Raw genomic sequence first — 24,063 nt, 5'->3', positions numbered from 1 at the left:
CGGGGAGGCGGCTGGCTGCCTTCAAGGCTTTCGCGGCGTCCGGCAGCTTCCATCGAACGGCTCCTTCACCGGGTGCGCGGTGCTGTTGATGCCGGCATTCGTAGCGTCGGCGCATAGGCGTTCGGGAAGGAGCCGGCGGCGGCTGGGGGGACGCCCCGGTCTCAGAGGGCATCGACGCCGCCGGCTCCGTATGTGGGACCCGAGATTCCCGTGCGCCGCAGGCTGCGGGCTAAGCCCCTGCCGCAACCGCACACGGAACCGTGGGTAACGGCTACAACGCTACGAACCCTGCAATGGCGGCGCCCGAGTAAAACCTACTGGTGTTTCCAGCGAAAACTACTCGGCGGCCATAGGCCGGTTCCGCGCTCCTGCGGATGGCTGGTTCAGCAGAGGAAACATTGCCTTGAGTTCTTCCCTGCGGCTGATGCCGAGTTTTTCGTACGTCCGGTAAATGTGTCCTTCGACGGTACGGACGGAGAGGTTCAGCGTGCCGGCGATGTCGGCGTTGCGACGTCCGGCCGCGACCAGTGCGGCAACATCGAGTTCCCGGCGGGTCAGCCCGGGAAGGGAGCCTCGGCTGCGGCTTCCATGCCGGCCCGCCAGGCGCTGGATCCGGTTCAGTGTGGCCTTGTCATTACTCCTGCGGGCCACGCGCTGCGCCTCGGCCAGGCACTGCCTGGCCAGGAGCAGGTCCAGTTCCGGATCGGGGTCGGCGGCCAGGGCGAGAAGCGCCGCGCTGTCCTGGTCGACGACGGCGCGGGCCACCCGGTTAAGTACACCTGCCTGCGGTCCTTCGAATCCTTCCGTGACCTTCAGCAGGCGTCCGGCGTCGTCGAAGCAGCCCAGCCGCATGGAAAGGTGCCGAAGGGTGAATTCCACCGAAGTGAAGGACCGTTCCTGCGCCTGCGCAGCCAAGTCCCGCAGTTTCTGCAGAGAGGCGTCGTCGGAATCCCGTGCAAAACACCCGCCCGCCAGGATCCCGTCGGCCAGGACCCGGCTCGGCTCCGGCCCCCGCGGGGATACCCGTCCTGCCTCCTCCAGCAGCCGCCCGGCGAGGTCCCGCTGGCCGAGACTGCCGGCGGCAAAGGAACCCAAAGCCAGCGACAGGGGAAGGATTCCCTCGGGATCAGCGATTGCCGCAGCTTCCGCCGCAGCGGAAAAGTCCTTGAGGGCGTCTTCGAGGGCACTGGACCGCAGGCGGCTCAAACCCAGCGCAAAGTCCACCACGCCGCCGGAATGCAGGAGGGCCCGTTGAACAGGTGAATCCGCAGAACCGACGGAGTGCTTAAGCTGTTCCCATTCGCCGAGCCATAGCAGCACGGCAAGGTGCCGGTGCAGGACGAACGAACCCATAAGCTGCAATTCCCCGGTGCCTTCCTGCAGCATCCTCATGGCAGCCGTACTGTGTTCGAGTGCGGTCTGCGCCCGTCCCGTTGCCACCAGAACCTCGGCCGTCAGTGCCTCGGCAAAGAGGACCGCCTCATGGTCCATGTTCGTCCTTGCGGAACGAAGCACCCGGGCCAGTTCCAGTTCTGCCCAGACATAGTCGCCCTCCCTGACCCGGTGCAGGATGCCGAGCATCTGAGCGCCGCAGCGGGCCCGCTCCACCGCCTGGGGAGGTTCGTGGCCGGACAGCCGGTCCGTTGCCCGGGTCCATTCGCGGGCCAGCGGAACTTCCCAGCCGGTGCCCTCAGCGGCCGTCAGGGCGAGCTGGACGTGCACCGTCATCGCCTGCTTCACGGCGTGCAGATCGGGTGCCTGCTCGAGTGTTCCTTCCAACGCTGCAGCTGACGGGCCGAGTTCCCCGAGCAGCAGCAGTGCGCGCGCCTCCTGGATTTGTGCCGGTATCCGAAGTTCTCCGTTTCCCACGGCAGCTGCCAGCCGGAGGGCCAGCCGGGGATCGGAGCGGTTGTTCGCGGTTTCCGCCGCAGACAGCAGCTCATGCTCCGGGACCTCCGCCCCCAGGGCCACTGCCCACGAGATGCGGCGGAGCAGTCCCTCCTCCCCCGCCTCCGCCCCTTCCATGACGTGCCGCAGCTGATCAAGGAGACGGGCGCTCCGTGCCGCCGGAACCATGCCGCGGACGACTTCTCCATAGATCGGGTGCATCGGACGCAGGACCCGGTGGACATCCCCTGATATCTTCATCTTCACCAGCAGCGCATCCGTGAGGCGGTCCACCGAGTCATGCAGGCCCAGCCGGAAGGCAGCCGGCAGCGGCAGCGGTTCGGCAAGGCAGATGATTTCCAAAGCGGTGCGGTCCGGCAGGTCCAGGCCGCGTATCTGTGTCTTAACGAGGTCACCCACGCGTCCGCCCACCGGGACCTCGCTGTTGGTCACGACCCAGATGCCATGCCGCTGGACCAGGAAGCCGCGGCGCACCGCTTCGTCAAGCAGCGCCAGCAGGTACATCGGGTTTCCGCCGGCAAGGCGGGCCAGCTCAACGGCTGCGGTCGTGCTGATTTGGCCCTGGAGCTCCTGCTGGCACAGCCGCAGCACTTCCCGCTCGTCCAGCGGCAGCAGGAGGTGGCGGGTCAGCTGCCCGTCCCACGTATGCGGAAGGACCCCGGATATGTCCGGAAAGGACCGGGTCAGCACAAGGATCCGGATGTGTCCGGCGTCCAGCAGCTGGGCGAGCAGGTCGAGGCTGGGCCCGTCGATGTCGTGTGCATCGTCGACGATGACCAGGGGTTCGGGGTGCTGCTGTACGGCGGGCAGTCCGCCGCCCGCCGGGTCCGACAACCGGGATATCAGGGCACGCATGACCGCCAGCGGTGACCCGGTCTGCCCCGGCGCGAGGTCCGGCAGGAGGGCAGCCAGCGCCCCGTACGGCACGGTCTTCAGGGCCGGGCTGGAATAGACCCAGTGGACGGGCATCGAATCCTGCAGCTCCTGTGCGGCAGCCGCCGCCAGGGCGGTCTTCCCGAGACCTGCTTCGCCGGCGACGACGGCACCGTGTCCGGCGGGCCGGCGCAGGCTCTCGAGCACGGAGGAAAGGACAGCATCCCGGCCCATCAGCGGCCGCGGGTTGAACCCGTGCATCCTCTTCCCCCGTCGGTTCCTAGACCAGAATCTCCGCCAACTCGGAACGGCCGGAGACGTGGAGCTTTGCGAAGATCTTTCCCAGGTGCCACTCGATGGTCCGCGGAGACAGGTTGAGCTCTCCGGCGATCTGCGTGGTGGTGGCTATCGTAACCGCACGATGCGCAAGATCTGCCTCGAATTGGCTCAATTCCGCCAGAGTTTCTGCGCGGCCCCCGACTTGGTGCATACGCCTCAGGCTGGCGTTAATCAGGGCCCGTGCCGTTCTGGCCAGTTTTTTCCGCTCCGCGGTGCCGGCGTTTGCCAACCTCTCCTCCGCCGCCCGGGCAGCATCCCGGGAGAGCAGGTACTGCGAGCGGTCGCTGAAACCCTTAGCCGCGCTGACCAGCAGGGCCGGATCATTGCGGAGGAGCCCGGCAGCAAAATCCGCCAACAGCTCACTGAACCTTCCGCTCACCTCGTGTGCCGTCGCGAGGATGTCGGCAGCTGCCTGCCTGTCACCTGCCCGCACTGCTGCTGAAAGAAACAACAGTGCCGGCGCCGCATACCCTTTCGCCTTGGCAGACGCAGCTTCGCCGCGCAGGCGGGCACAGACGTCGTCGTTTACGGCGTTACCGGCCAGGAGGGAAAAATAGCGGTTCAGGAAATCCCGAACGTAGCCGGGGTGCTGGGCGGGGGCCTGTTTCCTGCCCGGCACTTCGGGACCTTCAAGGCGCTGATCCCGGTGGACGTAAGCCGCCAGGGCCTGTGCCAGGGGCAGCATGTCCTGCGGATCGTGGACATGGAGCTGCCCGATACCGCCGGTGAGCGCATGCCTCGCTGCACCGTCCTGTCCCTGCCATGATGCGAGTACGGCCACGGCCAGCTCCCCGGCGCTGCCCTGGTAGGAGGGCCGGATTCCGCTCTCATTGAAGGACCGAACGAAATCAGCAGCCTGGCCCAACTCACCTGATACAACGTACGCATCGAAAATGCGGGTGCAGACCTCCCCCGCGTTCCCGGGACTGACGGCATAGTTCTCCGGCGGCCCCAGCTGCTCCAGGACCTGCAGTGCCTCGCTGTTCCGTCCTGTCAGGGCAAGCACAAGGGCGGACAGCGCGGCCGCCTCCGTCCGGGTGGCCGGAGTCAGCGAGCCGTCCGCGGCGAGCCGTGCGAGGCGGTCCGGAACCTCCGGTGCTTCCCCGAGGCGGCCCCCGTCCGCAGCCAATGCGCCCTGTGCCAGGACCAGGGCCGCAGCAAGTTCGGGGTGCTCTCCTTCCGCCGGGCATGATGCCTCGACGGCGGCCAACGTCTGACGCGGGTCTCCGGCACCGGGCAGGCGTGCCTGTGTCCGGCTGTGAAGCAGCACCAACGGCACATAGCTGGAACGCTCCTGCGGGACCAGCCGGGGCTCCGCGTCCCGGAAGACGCGGAGGGCTTCCTGCAGATGCCCCATGCCGTGCAGGGCGCGGACCTCTTCCAGGACCAGATCCTGGCTGCGCACCGCCGCGGGCACGGTCCGGACGAACCGGAGCGCCGCGGCGGGATCCGCTCGCCTGTTCGCGGCGCGTGCTGCACGAAGGATGTCTGCCGGACAGAGGTTTTCCCCGCAGGACAGTGTCCAGTCCGCGAAGGACGTCAGTTCGTCGCCGTCGAGCTCTTCGGAGGCAATCAGCACCGAGATGTCTTCCCAAAGTTTCCGCCTCCGGCCGGGCGCCATGCTTTCCGCTATGACCGTTCCGGGAATCCACGCTCCGAGCCGGACTGCCGCCGGCGTCCCTGCCACGGCGATGATCTGCTGTTCTTCGAGGGCATCAGCCCCCGGCGCCGGCAGCATTTCCAGGACGGTGGACAAGGGAAGACTTCGGCACAGCGCCAGGACTTCCACCAGACGCCGTTCAGCTGCACCCAGCCGGTCCAGCACCTTGTTAAGCACTTCGCTGACTTCCCCGGTGCGGACGAAGGCGCCGGTACAGACCCAGATGGCTTCCCTGCGTGCCAGGGTTCCGCAGCGGACCTGTGCGGCGGTCATGAGCCGGACCAGCAGCGGACTGCCCTCGGTTTCCCGCCACATGGTTCCGGAGGCAAGGGATGACACCGGCCCGCCCAGTATCTGCTGCATCAGTTGGCGGGTCTGCCGCTCGGTCAGCAGTTCGAGGTCGACTCGTTCCAGGAGTCCTTCGCTCCACAGGCCTACGAGTTCAGGGTTGGCTTCCCATTGGATCGAGGCGGCCGCCAGCACGGCAATGGTCCCCCGCCGCAGCAGCTGGGACAGCACCATGATGGAGAACCGGTCCAGCCGGTCCGCATTGTCCACCGTGACCAATATCCGGCCCTGCCCGGCCCGGGCGGTGAGGCAGCGGTTCAGTTCCCGGAGCAGCTGCAGCGGATCCTGCTCCGCGCCTTCGGGCAGGCCGCTTAGCAGCAAGGCCAGTGCCCCGTACGGGGTCCGCGCGGAGATGGCGCTGCCGCGGATCGGAATGATGTGGAAGTCGGCCTGCAGCCGATCCGCTGCGGCGCGGAGCACTGCGGTCTTTCCGACGCCTGGCCGGCCCAGGATGACAGCTCCGGCACCGCCGGCTGCCAGCGCAGTGCAAAGGTCGTCGAGCAGTTCGGCACGCCCGATCAGCTCGGCTACAGGTGACTCATTGTCCATCGGCCAGCCCACGCCCCCCACAACGCCCGCATGGGGTCCGGATTTGGACACCACGGCTCGCAACTGCTCAGTGGGTTGGAGCATACGGTGCAACAGCACCGCCCGTCTAGATACAAATACATGTATTTGCACCCAGACGGGCGGGCCGTAGACGGTACTGCGGGAAATAAGGGACCGACGCCGGGATGGGGGTGGCCCAGTCTCGGAGGCCTCCCGACGTCGGCCCCGCTTTGGGAGCCCTGAAGGCTGGTTCCATTTTAGGCCGGGCAGCGGAACCGAAACAATGGCTCCCGGCTATTCCCGACGCTGGAAAACTACCCCATTCCGAACCGGTGGTACCTAGTCCCTACGGTCAGGCGCCGGTGCCGTGGAACTTCTGCTGGGCGGCCGTAAGCCCCTCTGCCAGGAGCAGCTCTACGGCGTCGGCAGCGTCACCCACGAGGAACGGCAGCTCCTTGGCCTCGGTGCCGGAAAAGTCCTTGAGGACGTAGTCAGCCGTGTCCATCCGGCCCGGGGGGCGGCCCACGCCGACCCGAACACGCAGGTAATCCTTGGTGCCCAGGGCCTTGCTGATATCCCGGAGGCCGTTGTGCCCGCCTTCTCCGCCGCCGCGCTTGAGCTTAACGGTGTTGAAAGGGATGTCGATTTCGTCGTGAACCGCCACGACCTGCTCCGGGTCGATATCGAAAAAGCGGGAAAGGGACGAGACGGGCCCGCCGGAGAGGTTCATATAGGTCAGCGGCTTGGCCAGCACTACGCGGGGACCGCCGATACCGAGGCGTCCTTCGACAATGGATGCATGCGACCGGTGGGTCTTGAACTTTCCGCCCATCCGGGAGGCCAGCTCGTCGAGGACCATCTGGCCGATATTGTGCCGGTTACGGCTGTAGCCGGGCCCGGGGTTTCCGAGCCCGGCTACAAGCCAGGTGTTGCTGTTCACTACGGGTACTGCTCCTTCACTAAGAACCGGACGGCTCCGTTACCGGGAGCAGACCCCGGAAGTGGGTTACGCTTCGGCGCCGACTTCAGCAGCTGCAACAGCAACCTGCTCATCGGACGGAGCGCCCAGGTCCTGGACGGTGGGCTCGGAGATGTTGATGATCATGGTCTCGGGATCCAGCAGGAGCTCGACGCCGGCAGGCAGGACGAGGTCGGAGGCGTAGATGTGCTCGCCGGCCTTGCGGCCTTCGATGCTGACCACGATGGTTTCCGGCAGGTCGGTGGCGTCTGCGGCAACCAGGACCGTGTTGGCTTCCTGGTTGTAGACGGAGTCGCCTGCAGCCAGTTCGCCTTCAACATGGACGTTGACCTCAACCTCGACCTTTTCGCCCTTGCGGACGGTCAGGAGGTCGATGTGCTCGATGATCTGCTTGATCGGATCGCGCTGGATGTCGCGGGCCAGGGCCAGGTGGGACTCGCCGTCAACGTCGATTTCCAGCAGGGCGTTGGAGGTGCGGACGGCCAGCGTGGTGGCCTTGGCCGGCAGCAGGATGTGCATAACATCGGCGCCGTGACCGTAGATGACGGCCGGGATCTGGCCGGCGACGCGGGCCTTGCGGGCTGCACCCTTGCCGAACTCGGTGCGGGCGGTTGCTGCGAGCTTCTGCTCAGACATTGCTACTCCTGTAAGTGGTGTTCCGTGGTTGCCTCAGGCGCCGGTTTCGGAACAGTGCACCGTACGGACCGGATAACGGTCCCTTGTACGATCAGAAGTTGCCAGCCACCGTCGATAACGGAGTTCGTCCGGAATTCTCCGGGCCGCTCCCTCGCCTAGGCATCGGTCTCCATGCTACCAGCACAAGTCCGCCCGCCCGAACGGCACTTGAGGTGCGGTCCGGGCGGGCGGTTGGGTTCAGACGGTGCTGTAAGTGCTAGGCCTTGCCGTCGAAGAGGCTCGTGACTGATCCGTCTTCGAAGACCTCCTTGATGGCCCGCGCAATCAGCGGGGCAATCGAAAGCACGGTCAGCTGGTCAAAGCGCTTGGCGGCCGGGATCGGCAGCGTGTTCGTCACCACGACTTCGCGGGCACCGGATTCGGCAAGGGTCCGGGCGGCCGGGTCCGAGAACACGGCGTGGGTGGCGGCGATGATGACGTCCTTGGCTCCGGCTTCCTTGAGCACCCGGACGGCGCCGGCAATGGTGCCGCCGGTGTCGATCATGTCGTCGATCAGCACGCAGGTGCGGCCTTCCACCTGGCCCACGACCTGCTTGGACACTGCCTGGTTCGGGACGGTCAGGTCGCGGCTCTTGTGCACGAAGGCCAGCGGCGAACCGCCCAGGCGCTCGGCCCACTGCTCAGCGACACGGACACGGCCGGTGTCCGGGGACACCACCGTGACGTTGGAGACGTCGACGCGGGTGCGGATGTAGTCGGCCAGCAGCGGGATGGCCATCAGGTGGTCAACGGGGCCGTCAAAGAAGCCCTGGATCTGCGAGGTGTGCAGGTCCACGCTCATGATGCGGTCCGCGCCGGCAGTCTTGTACAGGTCGGCGATCAGGCGGGCGGAAATCGGTTCGCGGCCGCGGCCCTTCTTATCCTGCCGGGCGTACGGATAGAACGGGGACACCACGGTGATCCGCTTGGCGGAGGCCCGCTTCAGCGCATCAACGGTAATCAGCTGTTCCATCAGCCAGTTGTTCATCGGCGCCGGATGGGCCTGGATCACGAAGGCATCGGTGCCGCGGACACTCTCGCCGGGACGGACGTAGATCTCGCCGTTGGCGAAGTCGTAGGACGCCAGCGGCAGCAGATCCGTGTCAAGACAGCGTGCGATCTCCTCGGCCAGCTCCGGGTGTGCCCGGCCAGTGGCAAGGACAAGCTTCTTTTCACCTTGTGCGGTGATCTCGCTGCTCATTAATGATCGCTTTCTCGCGTGGGGGAATCAGTTACTGAGGAAGAAGTGTTGGTGGCCGCGGCTGCCGCAGCTTCCGCGGCGGCAGTCCCGGGACGCTTGTCCAGCACCCACCCGTCGAGGTTGCGCTGAGGCGCGACGTTGATTGCGAGGGCACCGGCGGGCACATCCTTGCGGACCACCGTTCCGGCTCCACTGTACGCGCCGTCGCCCACCGTGACGGGCGCCACGTACATGTTGTCGCTGCCCATGCGCACATGCGATCCGATGGTCGTATGGTGCTTGTTGACGCCGTCGTAGTTCACGAAAACGGACGCTGCACCGATGTTGGACTCCTCGCCGATGGTGGCGTCCCCCACATAGGAAAGGTGGGGAACCTTTGACCCGGCGCCGATGTCGGCGTTCTTGGTTTCCACGAAGGTGCCGATCTTGCCCCTGGCCCCCAGCACGGTTCCGGGGCGCAGGTAGGCGAACGGTCCGACGCTGGTTCCGGCACCCAGCACGGCGTCGCTCCCGTGGGTCCGCACCACGTGCGCACCCTCGCCCACGGTGACGTTGGTCAGGGTGGTGTCCGGTCCGACGACGGCGTCCCGGGCGATGCTGGTGGAGCCGTGCAGCTGCGTGCCCGGGAGGATCGTGACGTCTTCGGCCAGGGTCACCGTCGAGTCGATCCAGGTTGTCGCCGGATCCGCGACGGTGACACCGGCCCGCATCCACTTATCCAGGTTGCGCCGGTTGTGTTCTGCGTTGAGCGCGGCAAGCTGGACGCGGTCATTGACACCCTCCACCTGCCAGGTGTCATCGGTGACAACGGCGCTGATGCGTCCGCCGGCGGCGCGGGCGATGCCCAGGACGTCGGTCAGGTACATTTCGCCCTGCGAGTTAGCGGTGGTGACCGATTCCAGCGCGCTGCGCAGCACCGCGGCGTCGAAGGCATAAATCCCGGAGTTGATCTCGCGAACGGCCCGCTGCTCGTCAGAGGCGTCCTTGTGCTCAACGATTCCGGTGACGGTGCCGTCTTCTGCCCGCAGCACCCGCCCGTAGCCGGTCGGGTCTGCGAGCCGGGCGGTCAGCACGGTCACGGCGTTGCCGGACGTTTCATGCACGGCCACCAGGTTGCGCAGGGTCTGCGCTTCAAGCAGCGGAGTGTCGCCGTAAGTCACCACGACGGTGCCTTCGAGCCCGGCAGCGGCGTCCAGCGCCGAAAGGGCCACCTGGACCGCGCGGCCGGTACCGGGAATCGAGTCCTGGTCCACGATGACGGCCGCCGGTGCCTGCTCGGCGGCGTGCGCGGCGACAAGGTCGCGTTCGTGGCGCACGACGACGGCCAGGAAACGGGGGTGCAGCTCGGAGGCTGCGGCGAGGGCGTGGCCGAGCATCGAGATGCCGCCCACGGGATGCAGGATCTTCGGGGTCCGGGACTTCATCCGGGTGCCGGCGCCGGCTGCAAGGACGATCACTGCCGACAAAGCGCCGGTGGAGGCCCCACTGGTTCGGACATCGTTGGTGGTCACGAAAATGGCGCTCCTCGGTGGTACGGCCGGCGTATTTCTGGTGCGCGGCGGCCCTCACAGGCACACTGCACAGCGTTCCGCCCATAGGATTCGAACCTATACTCCACGGCTCCAAAGGCCGGGGTGCTGCCATTACACCAGGGCGGACCATGTGCGTGGCTAGCCCCGCACACAAGAGTTTAGTCTGCCACGGGAGCCGATGTGTTCGCGAGTTGAGTCGCGGCCGCCCGGGCACGCCCTCCGTCTGCCACGGACCCGCGTGGGTACACTAGTCCGGTGGTAAAGACTTCCGCGGGCGGCACGCGCCTGCGTATGACCGGCATCCAGCGACGCGCCCAGCTCATCGAGGTGGCACGCGGGCTGTTTGCCCTGCGTGGCCTCGACGGCGCGACCATCGAGGACATTGCGGCCGCGGCCGGTGTTTCCAAACCGGTGGTCTACGAGCATTTCGGCTCCAAGGAGGGCCTCTACAACGAGGTGGTGGACATTGAGTTCCGCCGCCTGCTTGAGGTGATGACCGAGTCGCTCAGCGCTGATGCCGGTCCCCGGGTGCTGCTGGAACGGGCTGCGTATGCCCTGCTGGACTATATCGAGAACTCCACCGACGGTTTCCGGATCCTCACCCGGGATGCGCCTCTGTCCCAGCCGGAGGGGACATTTTCCACCCTGCTGTCCCGGATCACCCGGCACGCGGAACACATCCTCTCCAAGGAGTTCGGCAGCCGCGGCCTGAGCGCCGAGGTGGGCGGGATGTACGCGCAGATGCTGGTGGGCATGGTGGCCATGACCGGCCAGTGGTGGCTGGACACCCGGACCCCGGACAAGGCCACCGTGGCGGCGCACCTGGTGAACCTGTCCTGGAACGGCCTGGCGGGGCTGCAGAAGGATCCGCAGCTCTCCCACATGCCGGTGCTCGGCTCCGCTGCTGCCGCCCCGGCCGGCGGCGACGGACCCAGTCCCGCCGTCCTGCGTCTTTCGGCAGTCCTGGTTCACGACGACGACGGCCGGATCCTGCTCGTCCGTAAACGCGGCACCTCCCGCTTTATGCAGCCCGGCGGAAAGCTTGAGCCGGGCGAGACCTTCGCCGAGGCAGCCGCACGGGAGATCGGCGAGGAACTCGGACTCACCGTTGCCGCCGCGGACCTGGAAGATCTGGGCCGCTGGTACGGTCCGGCAGCGAACGAGGAAAACACGTTCATAGACGCCGGCCTGTTCGCCTGGACCCTTCCCGCGGGAAGCCCGCAGCCCGCTGCAGCCGCGGAGATCGAAGAGATTCTCTGGACCGCGCCGGCGGCTGCAGCGGAACGCACCGACCTCTCGCCGCTGCTGAGCGAGCACATCCTGCCCATGCTGCTGGGCTAAGCAGTTCCTACTCGAGGACTTCCGAGGCCTCCAGCCACTGCATTTCCAAGTCCTCCTGCTCGGCTGCCACGGCCTGCAGCTTGGCGTTGAGCTCGCCGATCAGTTCAAAGTCCGCGCCGCCCGCTTTCTGGGTGGCGTCGTTCATCTGTGCGTTGATCTTCTCGGCCTGCGCGGTCAGCTTGCTGAGCTGGCGCTCAATCCGGGTCAGGTCCTTCTTGGCCGCCCGCTTTTCCGCTTCGGACGCACCGGAGCCGGCCAGCGCCGTCGTCGTCCCGCCGCCGGAGGGCGCAGAGGCTGCGGAAGAACCGCCTGGCCGGGAGGCTCCGGCCGCTGCGGCACGTGCAGCCTGTGAGGACCCGCGCGCCGCCGTCGAGGCCGAGGAGTTCTTGGCGAGGGCCTGGCCGCGCAGCTCGAGGTACTGGTCGACGCCGTTGGGCAGGCCGCGCAGCTTTCCGTCGCCGAGCAGGGCCATCTGGTGGTCGGTGACGCGCTCGAGCAGGTACCGGTCGTGCGAGACCACCACGAGCGTGCCGGGCCAGCCGTCCAGCACGTCCTCGACCGCGGCCAGGGTATCGGTGTCCAGGTCGTTGGTGGGCTCATCGAGCATCAGCACGTTGGGTTCGCCCACGAGCAGGCGCAGCAGCTGCAGCCGGCGCCGCTCACCGCCGGAAAGCTCCCGCACCGGGGTCCACTGGCGCTGCTGGGAGAAGCCCAGCTGCTCCACCAGCTGCCCGGCGGAGACGTCCTTGCCGCCGACGCTGAAGACGCGCTTTTCGTTTTCGATGACCTCTATCACGCGCAGGTCGGCGACCTCGTCCAGCTCCTTGACCTCCTGGGTCAGGACGGCGGTCTGCACGGTCTTGCCGCGCTTGAGCCGGCCGGTCGTGGGCTCGATTTCGCCGTTGAGCAGCCGCAGCAGGGTGGTCTTGCCGGCGCCGTTGACGCCGACCAGGCCGAGCCGCTCGCCCGGCGCCAGGCGCAGGGTGACGTTCTTGAACAGCTCGGTGTCGCCCAGGGTCAGCGACACCTCCTCGAGGTCCAGCACGTCCTTGCCCAGGCGGGCGGTGGCCATCTTGTTCAGCGACAGCGTGTCGCGCGGCTCCGGCACGTCGGCGATCAGGTTGTTCGCCGCCTCGATCCGGAACTTGGGCTTGGCGGTGCGGGCCGGGGCGCCGCGGCGCAGCCAGGCCAGTTCCTTCTTCACGAGCTGCTGGCGCTTGTTTTCGATGACGCCGGCCATCCGGTCGCGCTCGGCGCGGGCCAGCACGTAGGCCGCGTAGCCGCCGTCGAACGGGTCGATCACGGCGTCATGCACTTCCCAGGTGCGGGTGCAGATTTCGTCCAGGAACCACCGGTCGTGGGTGACCACGAGCAGGCCGCCGGCGTCCTGCCGCCAGCGGGTCTTCAGGTGCTGGGCCAGCCAGGCCACGCCCTCCACGTCGAGGTGGTTGGTGGGCTCGTCGAGCATAACGACGTCGTCGTCCCCGGTGAGCAGCTTGGCCAGTGCCACGCGGCGCTTCTGCCCGCCGGAGAGCGAGGAGACGGAGGCGTTCCAGTCCACTTCCTGGATCAGCCCGCTCATCACGTCGCGGATCCGTGCGTTGGACGCCCACTCATAGTCGTCGGCGTCGCCAACGATCGCCTGGCCCACGGTCAGGTCGCCGTCCAGCACGTCGGACTGGTCCAGGTAGCCGACAGTGACGTCGCGGCGGCGGGTGACCCGGCCCTCGTCGGGCGTCTGCCGTTCGGCCAGCAGGCGCATCAAGGTGGACTTGCCGTCGCCGTTGCGGCCGACGACGCCAATGCGGTCCCCCTCCTCCAGGCCCAGGGAAACCCCGTCCAGGATCGTGCGGGTGCCAAAGGAAATGCTGAGGTTCTCAGCGCCAAGCAGGTGTGCCAATCGGTACTACTTTCTGTACGTCTGAGGTGCGGTGGTTTCGGCGGCCGGAAGCACGACGGCGCCCTCGGCCGGCCCGTAGGCGGCCAGGGCGTCATACCCTTCGGCGCGCAGGGCGGCAGCCAGGGCGGACGCGGCGGCTTCGCCGGCTGCCAGGAAGGCCAGGGTAGGTCCGGAGCCGGAGACCATGCCGGCGAGGGCACCGAGCCGGATCCCCGCCTCCAGCACGGACCGGAGTCCGGGGGCAAGCTCCAGTGCGGCCGCCTGCAGGTCATTTCCTAGAACGCCTGCCAGCGCGGCGGTGTTCCCGTCTGCCAGGGCGGCGAGGACCGTCGGGTCCGCTTCCATGGGTTCGGCGACGTCGGCCCCGTCGCGGAGCCGGTCGACGGCGGCGTAGACCTGCGGGGTGGAGAGTCCGTAGGCAGCCGGCACCAGGACCCAGTGCAGCTGCTGCGGTGCCGGGACCGGGGTGAGGCGGTCCCCCACCCCCAGCCCGGCTGCAGCGCCGCCGAGCAGGGCGAACGGCACATCGGCTCCGAGGCCTGCAGCCAGATCCGCCAGATCGGCCGGCCCCAGGCCTGCGTTCCAGAGTTCGTTGCAGGCGACCAGGGCGGCCGCGGCGTCCGCCGAGCCGCCGCCCATCCCGCCGGCCACCGGTACGCGCTTGGTGATGTGCAGGTGCACACCCGCGCGGTCCCTGCCCGCCCGGGACGCAACCGCCCGGGCGGCACGGGCGGCAAGGTTGTCCCCGTCCAGCGGAATCCCGGCCTCCGGGAGGCGGCCCTCCGGATCGCTGAGCGTCAGCCGAATCTCATCCGCGGGCAGCTCCGTGGCCGTTACTTCCTCGAAAAGGGACACGGCCAGGTAGACGCTGGCCACGCTGTGGTAGCCGTCCGGGCGCAGCGGGCCCACTTTCAGGGAGACGTTGATCTTCCCGGGGGTCCGGACGCGGACGGAACGCGCGACGGACATCTCAACGGGTTCCTTTTCCTCAGGCAATGAGCGGCTTCCGTGCCTCGGCAATGCGGGCGAAAGCGGCAATGTCCAGGACCTCGCCGCGGGCGCTGGGGTCCACCCCTGCTGCACGCAGCGCCTTCTCCGCCTCCGCGGGGCTGCCCGCCCAGCCGGCCAGGGCGGCGCGCAGCGTCTTGCGGCGCTGGGCAAAAGCGGCGTCGATGACGGCAAACACCTCTTCGCGGGTGGCACGGGTCTGCGGCGGTTCATGCCGGACAAACCCCACCAGCCCGGAAGCGATCTTCGGCGCCGGCCAGAACACGTTCATGCCGATCACGCCGGCCTTGCGCATCTGTGCGTACCAGGCCGCTTTCACGGAGGGTACGCCGTACGTCTTGGAGCCGGGTTTGGCGGCCATCCGGTCAGCGACTTCGTCCTGCACCATGACCAGGCCGTGCTGCAGGGACGGGAAGTGCTCCAGCAGGTGCAGCACCACGGGGACCGCAACGTTATAGGGCAGGTTCGCCACCAGCGCGGTGGGCTCCCTAGGCAGTTCCCGAATCCGCATGCCGTCGCCGAGGACAACGTGCAGCCGGTCCGCCGCTTCCGGACGCCGTTCGGCCACGGTGGAAGGCAGCTTGCCGGCAAGGACTGGATCAATCTCCACAGCCACCACTGATTCGGCTGCGTCGAGGAGGCCCAGGGTGAGCGACCCCAGTCCCGGGCCTACTTCCAGCACCGTTTCACCGGGCGCAATATCGGCTGCGGCCACAATCCGGCGGATGGTGTTTCCGTCAATGACGAAGTTCTGGCCCAGCGTCTTGGTGGGGCGGACTCCGAGTTCCTCCGCCAGCGCCCGGATATCCGAGGCGCCAAGGAGCGCGGGGACGGGTGTTCGGGGGGCGGGTTCGGATTCTCTCACCCAGTAATACTAGCCGAGCGGGCGCAGCAGCCGGGTGCGGGCATCCGGCTGCTGGTCGTTCCGGGACAGTCCCCCGGACCCGGTTCCCCGACGCACGCACCGGACGTTACGGGGATGCCGGGGACTTCGCTGTTTTGCCGCCCGGAACAGCGGCCTGCTCTGCCGAGGGCGGACTCCCGCCGGTAGCATCGACCGCATTGCCGGCACCGGCGACAGTGTGCCGCACCCCTGGGATCGGCGGTATCGACGATGGGTAAATCATTCGGTGACAAGCTGCGGTCGGAGCGGCAGCAGCGTGGCCTGACACAGACTCAGCTGGGCGACGGGATCCTTCCGCCGCGGGAAATCTCCCTGCTGGAAACCGGGCGGAGGGAACCCGCACCGGGCGCGGTCCGGCTGCTGTGCGAGCGGCTTGCCCCCGGCAGTACCGGGAGCCGGGGCGGGGGCCGCACCGGAGACGAGACCGCCCTTTTCCTTGAACTCTCCGCCCGTCAGGCAGTGGACGAGCGGGACTACGGTACGGCGTGTTTCCTGGCGGGAGCAGGGGCGGAAGCTGCGCTGGCTGAGGGAGATCTGCCTGCCTGGTGGGAGCTGACCTATCTGGCCGCCCGCTGTCTGTGCACCGTCCACGCCTATCGGGACAGCATCGGAAAAGCGTTCAGCCTGGCCCGCCATCCCCTGGCGTCGGAGCACCCTGCCCGGGCGGCACAGGCCGAAACCCTGCTCGCCGCCGCCCACCAGGGCGCCGGAGAACTGGAGGCGGCAGTTGCCCATGCCCGCAGGGCCGTGGCGAAGGTGCAGGGCTCAGCGGTTGGAGGTGCGGCCTTCCTCGAAGCGTGCGAGGGACTAGTTGCCGCCCTGGCCGAGGCCGGCCGGATCGAAGAGGCCTGGGGCTACTGCCGCACCCTGATCCTGCCGCTGCTGGAGTCGGGGGTGGGCCGCCGGACCAGGGGCAAGGCCCTCTGGGCGGTGGGCACCGTAGCGTTCCGCCGCGGTGACATACGCACCGGGCTGCTGCACCACCGCGCTGCCGGGGACCTGCTGCAGCCGGGGACCGACGTCGAGCTGTGGGCCCGGTTCAACAACGCGACGGCGGCCATGCGCCTCGCCGCGGGCATTTCCGACGACGAGACACTTGCCTGTATCGAGCATGCCGAGGCGGCGATGTCGGTGGTGGGGCTGTCCGGTCCCGAACAGCTGGAACTGGCCCACAGCCGGGGCCTCCTGCTGGACCTGCTGGGTGAGCACTCCCGGGCGGTCGGAATGCTCTCGGACGTCTACAGCCACCGGGACGAACTGTCTCCCCAGGATTCGGGCGAACTCGCCCTCCATCTGGGCCTCGCCCTGGCGCGGACCGGCCGGGCCGACGCCGGTTCCGCCTATCTGGCGGACAGCGAACGGTCCTTCCGCTCGGCCGGGGCCGGGGACCGGGCAGCGCACGCCGCTGCCCTGGCCCACCGGATTGCTGCCTGCTGAGCTGAGCCCGCTTAGAGCAGGCCGAGCTTCGAGGCGCAGGACGGCCAGTGGCCCCATCCGCCGTTGGCCCGCAGCTTCTCAGCCACGGCAATCTGCTGCTCCGGAGTGGCATCGCTGGCCACCGGTGCGTAGGCGCCGCCACCGGCACCAAGCCAGCTGCCGGAGCTGAACTGCAGGCCGCCGTAGTAGCCGTTGCCGCTGTTGATATGCCAGTTTCCACCGGATTCACACTGCGCCAGTGCGGCCCAGGTGCCGGAAGCGGGTGCTTCCCCGCCTCTTCCGGCAGCCGGCGGGGTGGCTGCCGGCGGCGTGGCGGGCTTGGCTTCGGTGCGCTTCTTGGTGCCCTTCGCGACGGCTTCGGCCACCGGTTCCTTCGTGACGCTTTCCTTGACGAGGGTCCGGCTGATTTCCTTGCCGTCCACCACGGTGACCGAGAAGATGCGTGTCCGTTCGCCGTTCACTCCGGCAGTGGTCACCTTCTTTTCGCCCTCCACCAGGGTGGCGTCCGGAACCTCGGCGCTGGTGAACGGCACCGGCTCCGTGACCGTTTCCTCCACGCCGGCGGAGACGCGGGTAACCTTCAGGCCCATGCCGTCCACCAGGCCGGCGCTGCGCGGCGCCGACACCTGGTCCGCTGCGCCCAGCTTCACCCCTGATTCCTTCAGCAGGTCCCGGACGGTCCCCGCGGTGGTGCTGCGCTCGTGGGTTTTCCCGTCCACGGTGACGAACACGGTCTTGGGAGTGGAGATCGAAATGCTGCCGTTCAACCCCTCGAGCGAGCTGTCCAGCGGGGCGGAAACGGCGGAGTTGGTGGAGACCCGGAGCTCCGAGACCAGGTCCTCCACGGTCTCCCCCGTGGTGTGGACCGTGGTCCCCTTGCCGTCCACCGTCACGTCCACGGCGAGGGCACGCTCGACTTCGATGGTGGTGCCGTCCTCCACCGCGGCCGCCGGTTCGGGGGTCACGCGGTCAGCGGAGGAGACGGAGACATCGGCCTTTTCCAGGACGTCGGCAACGGTGCCGTCGAAGGTCTGCACCTTCCGGGTTTCGCCGTCGACAGTCAGCACCACCGATTTGCTGGCGCCGACAAAGGCGACCAGTCCCAACAGGAGGCAGACCATCACGGTTGCCTGGCCGACGATCTTTACCCCACGCTTTGCGAGTGAACTTGCCACGAGATTCCAAACGGTCAAAGAATCCGGGCACGGGGACTTGAAGCGCCATCCGCAGTCCAGGTCACGCTGCCCGGGGGCAGTGTGAATGGAACGCGGCCAGGCACAGGCTTGGCGGAACGCAACCCGTGGAGGGCAGCAGACTTGTGCTGCCCCCTGCGGGTTTACAGGTCCGCACCGCTGAACGGCACAGTCCCGCAAAAAATGCAAGTGATAGTCCGGATGCCTTCCCCGACCCCGGCTAATTGTTCCCTACCGTAACCGAACCGTGATGTGGTGGCAAACACGCTGTCCGGAGCTACCCGCACACCTGCTCCGCGCTTCTGCCTCCGGCGCCTGTGGAGGGAGGGCTATGCCTCGGCCCAGGATCCGTAGGCCCGAACCGTGTTTGCCGAAAGCTGCGCTCCCAGCTCCGACAGGTCCGCGCCCAGCCGGGCGGCCATGGAACGCACCGTGTAAGGCACCATGTAACTCGCATTCGGACGCCCGCGGTGCGGATGGGGTGTGAGGAACGGCGCGTCCGTTTCCACCAGCAGCAGCTCCCGGTCCGCAACCGCGAGCGCCTCGTGGAGATTGTGCGAGTTCTTGAAAGTCACCGTTCCCGAGAAGGACATGTACCAGCCGTTGTCGTTGCAGATACGTGCCAGCTCGGTGTCCCCGGAGAAGCAGTGGAAGACCACCGTGCCGGGAGCTCCCTCCTCCTTCAGCAGGCGGACGACGTCGTCGTGGGCGTCGCGGTCGTGGATCTGCAGGGCAAGCCCCAGGCGCTTGGCAATGTCAATGTGCCGGCGGAAGGAATAATGCTGCTGTTCCCTGCCGTCTTCCCCGGTCCGGAAATAGTCCAGCCCGGTTTCCCCGATGGCCCGGATCCGCGGATGGGCGGCGAGCGCCTCGATCTCGGCAAGCGCCGGCTCCAGCGTCCCCTCCCCGGCCAGCACGGGGGCATCGTTGGGATGGATGGCCACCGCACCGAGCAGGCGCGGATCGGAATCGACGGCGGCAGCGGTGAACCGGGAGGACTCGAGATCGGTTCCCACCTGGACGGCACCGGAGACGCCCGCGGCTTCCGCCGCATCCAGGGCAGCGGCAAGGGCGGCCGTAAAACCGCCTCCGCCGTTGTCGGCCGGGAAGTCGAAATGCGTGTGGTTATCCATGACGGGCACCGGCAGCGGCTCAGGCGCCGGCGGATATCCTTTGCCCTTGTGCCGGACGGATCCGGCGTCTTCGGCCGGCGGCAGGTAGGCCGCCGGTATGCTTCCCGGGACAAATCCACTTCGATTACTCATGTTCTTAAGCCTAGGTGAGCTAGTAGCCTGAGGGGACAAACCGCTGTCTGCCTTCACCGCACGGACATTTCAGCCTGTATCCCAGCCTGTCTATCCCGCGGGCGCCCCGCGTGTTGCAGCAGCCACCGCCGAGCATGGAAGGTGTCCATGGACGCTCCGCTCTCCCCTGCCGCCGCAGCGTCCCTCAACGGCTTTCCTTCCCGGCAATCCCCCACCACTCTCCAGTCCTCCTCCTCCACCATTGACGCAGAGTCCTTCGCCGCTGCGGCCGACGGTATCCTCGCCGCGGTCAACACCGTCATAGACGGCAAGGAAGAAGCTGCCCGGCTGGTGCTTACGGTCCTGCTTGCCGAGGGGCACGTGCTGCTGGAGGACGTTCCCGGCGTCGGCAAGACGATGCTCGCGAAAACGCTTGCCCGAACCATCGACTGCACCGTCAGCCGCATCCAGTTCACCCCCGATCTGCTGCCGTCGGACGTTACCGGGGTGTCCATCTACAACCAGGACAGCCACCGGTTCGAATTCCGCCAGGGTCCGGTCTTCGCCAACGTGGTGATCGCCGATGAGATCAACCGGGCCTCGGCCAAGACCCAGTCCGCCCTGCTGGAATGCATGGAGGAACACCAGGTGACCGTCGACGGCGGCACGCACCGACTCTCGGCGCCCTTCATGGTGGTGGCCACGCAGAACCCCATCGAGATGGAGGGGACCTATCCGTTGCCGGAAGCACAGCGGGACAGATTCATGGCCCGGCTTTCCCTTGGCTACCCCGATGCCCGCTCGGAGGTGGACATGCTGGACCACCACCAGGCCGGCTCGCCCCTGGACGGCATCACCCCCGTGGTGGGGATCCGCGAGGCGTCGGCAATGATCGCCCGGGTCCGGGATATTTACGTTTCGGCTGCGGTCAAAGAGTACACGGTCGCCCTGGGCCGTGCCACCCGGGAACATCCGGATCTGCGCCTGGGCGCCAGTCCGCGTGCTCTTCTGCAGCTGCTCCGTGCGGCCAAGGCATATGCAGCGCTCGAGGGCCGGGATTTCGTACTGCCCGACGACGTCACGAGGCTGGCGGATCCTGTCCTCGCCCACCGGCTCCTGCTCCAGCGCAAGGCCGCCGGAGCCGGAATCAGCGCCGCAGACGTTATTGCTTCCGTGATTACCTCCGTAGCAGTCCCCCGTACCGCTGCAGCTCAGGAGCGCCTGCACCGCTGATTGCCTCTGCCCGTCTCCGCCGCACCGCCCAGCGAAAGGCCACCATGGAAGCCGCCTCCGTCACGAGGTTTTTCACTCCCCGCGGCTGGGGCCTGCTGGGCGCCAGTGCGGCGGCGCTGCTCGGCGCAGCCGCACTGGGACGCCGGGACCTGCTGGCCCTTGCGGTCCTGCTGCTCGGGCTGCCGGTCCTGGCTGCGGCACTGCTGCGCCTGTCCAAACCGGGCTTTGAGGTGGAACGGACCTTCGCACCCCCGCTGGTGGAGACCGGGACGGCGGCCACCGTGACGCTGCGTGTGCAGAGCCGGGGAGCGCCGGTGTCGGGAGCCGTGATGCGGGAGGGCCTGCCGTTCCGCTTCGGGCCGAGCCCGGTGTTCCGGTTTCCCGCCGTCCACGCGGCGGAGAACGGAAGCAGCACCTACGAGTACCGGCTGCGGTCGAGCCGGCGCGGACTCTACGGCATTGGTCCGGTAACCGCCGAGTTTCTCGATCCCCTGGGGCTGGCCAGGACCGTGCACACGCTTGGCGGAACCGACCGGCTGGCCGTGGCTCCTGCACCGCTTGAGCTCCCGCCGTCGTCCTTGTTCGGGTCCCTGGGCACCGACGGCACCGCAGCCAGCAGACGCCGCGGAACGCCCAGTGAAGACGATGTGTCCACCCGGGAGTACCGGTACGGGGATCCGATGCGCCGTGTGCACTGGGCTGCAACGGCCCGGCACGGCGAACTGATGGTCCGGCAGGAGGAACCAGTGACAGCGCCCACCGCTTCCATCCTGCTGGACCAGCGCCTGCCCGCCTATGCTGACGGAGCGGCACCGCTTCCCGGCAACGGTGACCTCCTGACGTCGGAAACGTTCGAGTGGGCAGTGTCGGCCGTTATCTCATCTGCCGTGTTCTTCACGGAGGCCGGCTTCAGCGTGCGCTTTATCGACGAGCTTTCGCGGCCGGGACTGGCCCGCTCCCCCTCCGCCCTGGACGGCAGCGAGACCGGTTTCCGCGGGTCCGACGGCGTGCTGAACCTCGCCGAGGGCCTGGCCGCTCTGGGCTTGGAGCCCGTTCCGCCGCCGTCGGCCGGGCGTCCGCCGGCCGCAGCGGTGCCGTTTGCGGCACTGGACGGATCCGGCCAGGCACCGGGACCCCTGCTGGTTGTTGCGGGGCGGATGACCACCGACGAAGCCCTCGTCCTGGCCCCGGCCTCCCGGTATGCCCGCCAGCCGCTGATTCTGCTGGTCACGGACCGGCCGGCCGGGCTGCACCCGGTAGTGAAAATCCTCCGGGACGCCGGGTGGATTGCCGCTGCGGTGACCCCGGCAACTCCGGTGCCGGCTGCGTGGTCCCTCCTCGACCAGGACCGCCCGTCGGTCCACGCCGTCGGGGAGCAGATATGAGCGCCCTGCTGACACGCCCCGAAGCCGGCTCTCCGCTGTCCGGGAGCCCGCAGGAGCCGGATCCGGCTCCCCGGGGAAGCAGTGAAGCGGCCAACGTTGCGGTAGGCGCGGCAAGTGCCCTGGCCGTACTGCTGTGTTCGCTCAGCGTGCACGGGGTCATCGAAGGCTGGTCCTGGCTGACGCCGCTGTTTTTCGCCATCCTCGTTCCCCTGGCGGCCACCGCCGCTGCACGGAGGTTCAGGGTGCCGCAACCGCTGGTGCCGGTATCCGGTATGGCCGTCCTGGCGTGCACCCTTACCTGGTTGTTTGCTTCATCGTCCTCATTCCTGGGCTTCCTGCCCGGTCCGGGCACCCTCGCCCGTGCCGATGCGCTGCTGTCCGAGGCACGCACGGTGATCCTCACCGAGGTCACGCCCGTGCAGCCGCTGCCGGGCATCCTGTTCCTGTGCTGCGCCGGGATCGGGCTGGTGGCTGTGCTGACCGATACCCTGGCGGCCACGCTGCGGATGCCGGCCACCGCAGGACTCGGCCTGTTCGCCGTCCTCATGCTCCCCGCGGTGCTGAAACCCGAGAGCCTGGGCACGGGGTATTTCCTGCTCGCGGGCGCCGGCTACCTGGTGCTGCTCGCGGCCGGCGCCCGCCGGGAACAGCACGGACCCGGCACCCGCGTTCCGCGGCCCTGGCTGGCACGCGCAACTGCGGTTTCCGCGTCGTCCCTTGCACTGGCGCTGCTGCTGCCCGCAGTCCTGCCGGGATTCAGCGGCGGCGCCTTCCCGGAAGGCACCCGGTTCAACTTCTTCTCCGGCAGCACCGGACTGAATCCGGTCGTCTCCCTGGGCAGCGACCTGCGTCAGCCCCAATCGGCAGGGCGGATCACCTATTCGACGTCTTCGACGGATCCTGTCTATCTTCGGTCCACCACCTTGGAGGATTTTTCGGGCAGCCGATGGGGTCCGGATATCCGGGCGGCAGAACGCAGGGAAGGCGTTTCCACCATGTCGCCGGATGCCTCCACCCTGCCGGGAGGAGGCCGCAGCACCCCGGTGGTGACGCGGATCAGCTCCAAAACCTATTCCAGTCCCTGGTTGTTGGCCCCCTATTACCCGCTCGGAGTGACCGGCGCTGAGGGGAACTGGTCCTGGGACCCGAAAACAATGACTGTCCTGGACGACAGCTCCGACAGTGCCTCGACGCAGGACTACCAGGTCCTGAGCGTTTCCCCGGAGCTCACGCCCGAGGAGCTGGCACGGCTTCCGGAAGTCGACAACGGCAGCGTTGACGCCGTTTTCACGGATCTGCCCGCGGACCTTCCCGGAAACATCCGTGACGCAGCCGCGGAGGCGGTGAAGGACGCGTCCACCCCGTATGCCAAAGCCATGGCGATCCAGGGGTATCTTCGTGGCCCGGAGTTTTCCTACTCGCTGGAAGCTCCCGTGGAGGGCGGGTATGACGGGAACGGAATGTCAGTCCTGTCCGAGTTCCTCGAGCGGAAGGCCGGTTACTGCGTGCATTTCGCTGCGGCCATGGCGGTGATGGCCCGGCAGGAGGGCATTCCCAGCCGGATGGCACTCGGATACGCACCCGGGCAGAGCACCGGCGACACACCGGAGGGAACCGGACCCAACGGCGAACCGCTGCGTGAGTTCGAGGTCGATTCTTCAGACGCCCATGCCTGGCCTGAGCTGTATTTCGAAGGAGCCGGCTGGGTCCGCTTCGAGCCCACTCCGTCCCGCGGGTCGGTGCCGGTCTACGCCCGGGAGCCGTTGGCACCTGCCGATGCCACCATCCGCGATGATGAGGATCCGCGCCTCCCGGGAACGCCTGCAGCGGTTCCGGCGCTCCCGCAGGAAGCCCCGCTGGAACCGGAAACCGTGCTCGAACCGGGTGATGCGGGCGGAACCGCCTGGCTCGGTGCGCTGCTGGGCGTGCTGGCGGCAGCGGCTGCCGTCCTGACGCCTTGGGCGATGCGCCGCCGGCGGGCCGCGCGAAGGCGGCACGCCGCCGCAGACGGCCGGACGGGTCCGGTCTGGGACGAACTTGCGGATCTTGGCATCGATTACGGCTATCCCGGCCGGACCTCCGACACTCCACGGACCTATGCGGGCCGGCTGGCCCAGGAGGCCGGGCTGTCGCCCCGCGCCGAGGAAGCGCTGAACCGTATCCGCAGCTCCTTCGAGGTGGAAGCGTATGCCGGAGCAGGCCGCGGCGGACCGGCACCGGCTCCTGTGTGGGCGGACCTGGAAACGGTGCGGGAGGAACTGCGCCGCGGCACGGGTTTCCTCGGCCGGATCCATGCCCGGTTCCTTCCGCCGTCGCTGGCCCTGCGCTTCCGGCACGGCTGAGCCGTCCCCGTG

Annotated in this window: 16 protein-coding genes and 1 tRNA gene; 5 read left to right on the top strand and 12 right to left on the bottom strand. The window is 67.9% G+C overall.

Annotated elements, in window-relative coordinates; translation table 11 throughout:
* Positions 1-336: 336 nt before the first annotated feature.
* From N2K95_RS04640 to N2K95_RS04610, 7 genes are all read right to left on the bottom strand, one after another.
* The gene (locus tag N2K95_RS04640; RefSeq protein WP_260653122.1) at positions 337-3,042 is read right to left on the bottom strand and encodes a helix-turn-helix domain-containing protein; all 2,706 of its coding nucleotides are present in this window, start codon (positions 3,040-3,042) and stop codon (positions 337-339) included.
* 19 nt (positions 3,043-3,061) lie between these two features.
* Positions 3,062-5,677 (bottom strand): helix-turn-helix transcriptional regulator, encoded by a 2,616-nt coding sequence (locus N2K95_RS04635; protein WP_260653121.1) that lies wholly within the window; start codon positions 5,675-5,677, stop codon positions 3,062-3,064.
* A gap of 352 nt (positions 5,678-6,029) precedes the next feature.
* Positions 6,030-6,617, bottom strand: coding sequence for an aminoacyl-tRNA hydrolase (gene pth / locus N2K95_RS04630; protein WP_255793269.1), 588 nt, complete (start codon positions 6,615-6,617; stop codon positions 6,030-6,032).
* A 66-nt stretch (positions 6,618-6,683) separates the two neighbouring features.
* Positions 6,684-7,292, bottom strand: a complete 609-nt coding sequence (locus N2K95_RS04625) for a 50S ribosomal protein L25/general stress protein Ctc (protein WP_260653120.1) — start codon at positions 7,290-7,292, stop codon at positions 6,684-6,686.
* A gap of 256 nt (positions 7,293-7,548) precedes the next feature.
* On the bottom strand, positions 7,549-8,532 hold the full coding sequence (locus tag N2K95_RS04620; protein WP_230024813.1) for a ribose-phosphate diphosphokinase: 984 nt from the start codon (positions 8,530-8,532) through the stop codon (positions 7,549-7,551).
* On the bottom strand, positions 8,532-9,956 hold the full coding sequence (gene glmU, locus N2K95_RS04615) for a bifunctional UDP-N-acetylglucosamine diphosphorylase/glucosamine-1-phosphate N-acetyltransferase GlmU (RefSeq protein ID WP_260653725.1): 1,425 nt from the start codon (positions 9,954-9,956) through the stop codon (positions 8,532-8,534). The genes N2K95_RS04620 and glmU overlap by 1 nt, the downstream gene beginning before the upstream one ends.
* Before the next feature lie 162 nt (positions 9,957-10,118).
* A tRNA-Gln gene (locus tag N2K95_RS04610) sits at positions 10,119-10,190 on the bottom strand.
* A gap of 129 nt (positions 10,191-10,319) precedes the next feature.
* Between N2K95_RS04610 and N2K95_RS16255 the strand changes: the two genes are divergently transcribed.
* Positions 10,320-11,405 carry a TetR family transcriptional regulator gene (locus N2K95_RS16255; RefSeq protein ID WP_313771181.1) on the top strand — a complete coding sequence of 362 codons (1,086 nt, stop codon included), beginning with the start codon at positions 10,320-10,322 and terminating at the stop codon, positions 11,403-11,405.
* A gap of 7 nt (positions 11,406-11,412) precedes the next feature.
* On the opposite strand, the gene N2K95_RS04595 is transcribed toward N2K95_RS16255, so the two are convergent.
* The 3 genes from N2K95_RS04595 to rsmA are packed head-to-tail and all read right to left on the bottom strand — an operon-like array spanning position 11,413 to position 15,178.
* Entirely contained in the window at positions 11,413-13,305 is a 1,893-nt protein-coding gene (locus N2K95_RS04595; RefSeq protein WP_260653119.1) for an ABC-F family ATP-binding cassette domain-containing protein, read from the bottom strand.
* A gap of 6 nt (positions 13,306-13,311) precedes the next feature.
* On the bottom strand, positions 13,312-14,274 hold the full coding sequence (locus N2K95_RS04590; protein WP_260653118.1) for a 4-(cytidine 5'-diphospho)-2-C-methyl-D-erythritol kinase: 963 nt from the start codon (positions 14,272-14,274) through the stop codon (positions 13,312-13,314).
* Positions 14,275-14,293: 19 nt separating this feature from the next.
* Complete coding sequence (gene rsmA / locus N2K95_RS04585) at positions 14,294-15,178, bottom strand: 16S rRNA (adenine(1518)-N(6)/adenine(1519)-N(6))-dimethyltransferase RsmA (RefSeq protein ID WP_260653117.1); 885 nt, start codon at positions 15,176-15,178, stop codon at positions 14,294-14,296.
* Positions 15,179-15,427: 249 nt separating this feature from the next.
* Between rsmA and N2K95_RS04580 the strand changes: the two genes are divergently transcribed.
* Positions 15,428-16,654, top strand: a complete 1,227-nt coding sequence (locus tag N2K95_RS04580; RefSeq protein ID WP_260653116.1) for a helix-turn-helix transcriptional regulator — start codon at positions 15,428-15,430, stop codon at positions 16,652-16,654.
* A gap of 11 nt (positions 16,655-16,665) precedes the next feature.
* On the opposite strand, the gene N2K95_RS16250 is transcribed toward N2K95_RS04580, so the two are convergent.
* Together N2K95_RS16250 and N2K95_RS04565 are read right to left on the bottom strand one after the other, a co-directional pair.
* Entirely contained in the window at positions 16,666-17,829 is a 1,164-nt protein-coding gene (locus N2K95_RS16250; protein ID WP_313771180.1) for a transglycosylase family protein, read from the bottom strand.
* Positions 17,830-18,176: 347 nt separating this feature from the next.
* A complete protein-coding gene (locus tag N2K95_RS04565) occupies positions 18,177-19,112 on the bottom strand; it encodes a TatD family hydrolase (RefSeq protein ID WP_260653115.1) in 936 nt (311 codons plus the stop codon).
* 147 nt (positions 19,113-19,259) lie between these two features.
* On the opposite strand from N2K95_RS04565, the gene N2K95_RS04560 reads away from it, so the two are divergent.
* Genes N2K95_RS04560 through N2K95_RS04550 form a run of 3 tightly spaced genes read left to right on the top strand, consistent with a single transcriptional unit; the run spans position 19,260 to position 24,051 of the window.
* Positions 19,260-20,324, top strand: coding sequence for an AAA family ATPase (locus N2K95_RS04560; RefSeq protein ID WP_260653114.1), 1,065 nt, complete (start codon positions 19,260-19,262; stop codon positions 20,322-20,324).
* 44 nt (positions 20,325-20,368) lie between these two features.
* Positions 20,369-21,709 carry a DUF58 domain-containing protein gene (locus tag N2K95_RS04555; protein WP_260653113.1) on the top strand — a complete coding sequence of 447 codons (1,341 nt, stop codon included), beginning with the start codon at positions 20,369-20,371 and terminating at the stop codon, positions 21,707-21,709.
* Positions 21,706-24,051, top strand: a complete 2,346-nt coding sequence (locus N2K95_RS04550; RefSeq protein ID WP_260653112.1) for a transglutaminase family protein — start codon at positions 21,706-21,708, stop codon at positions 24,049-24,051. The genes N2K95_RS04555 and N2K95_RS04550 overlap by 4 nt, the downstream gene beginning before the upstream one ends.
* Positions 24,052-24,063 lie beyond the last annotated feature (12 nt).

It is taken from the genome of Arthrobacter zhaoxinii, assembly GCF_025244925.1.
GTDB lineage: Bacteria > Actinomycetota > Actinomycetes > Actinomycetales > Micrococcaceae > Arthrobacter_B > Arthrobacter_B zhaoxinii.
This window is presented reverse-complemented; position numbering and strand designations above follow the sequence as displayed.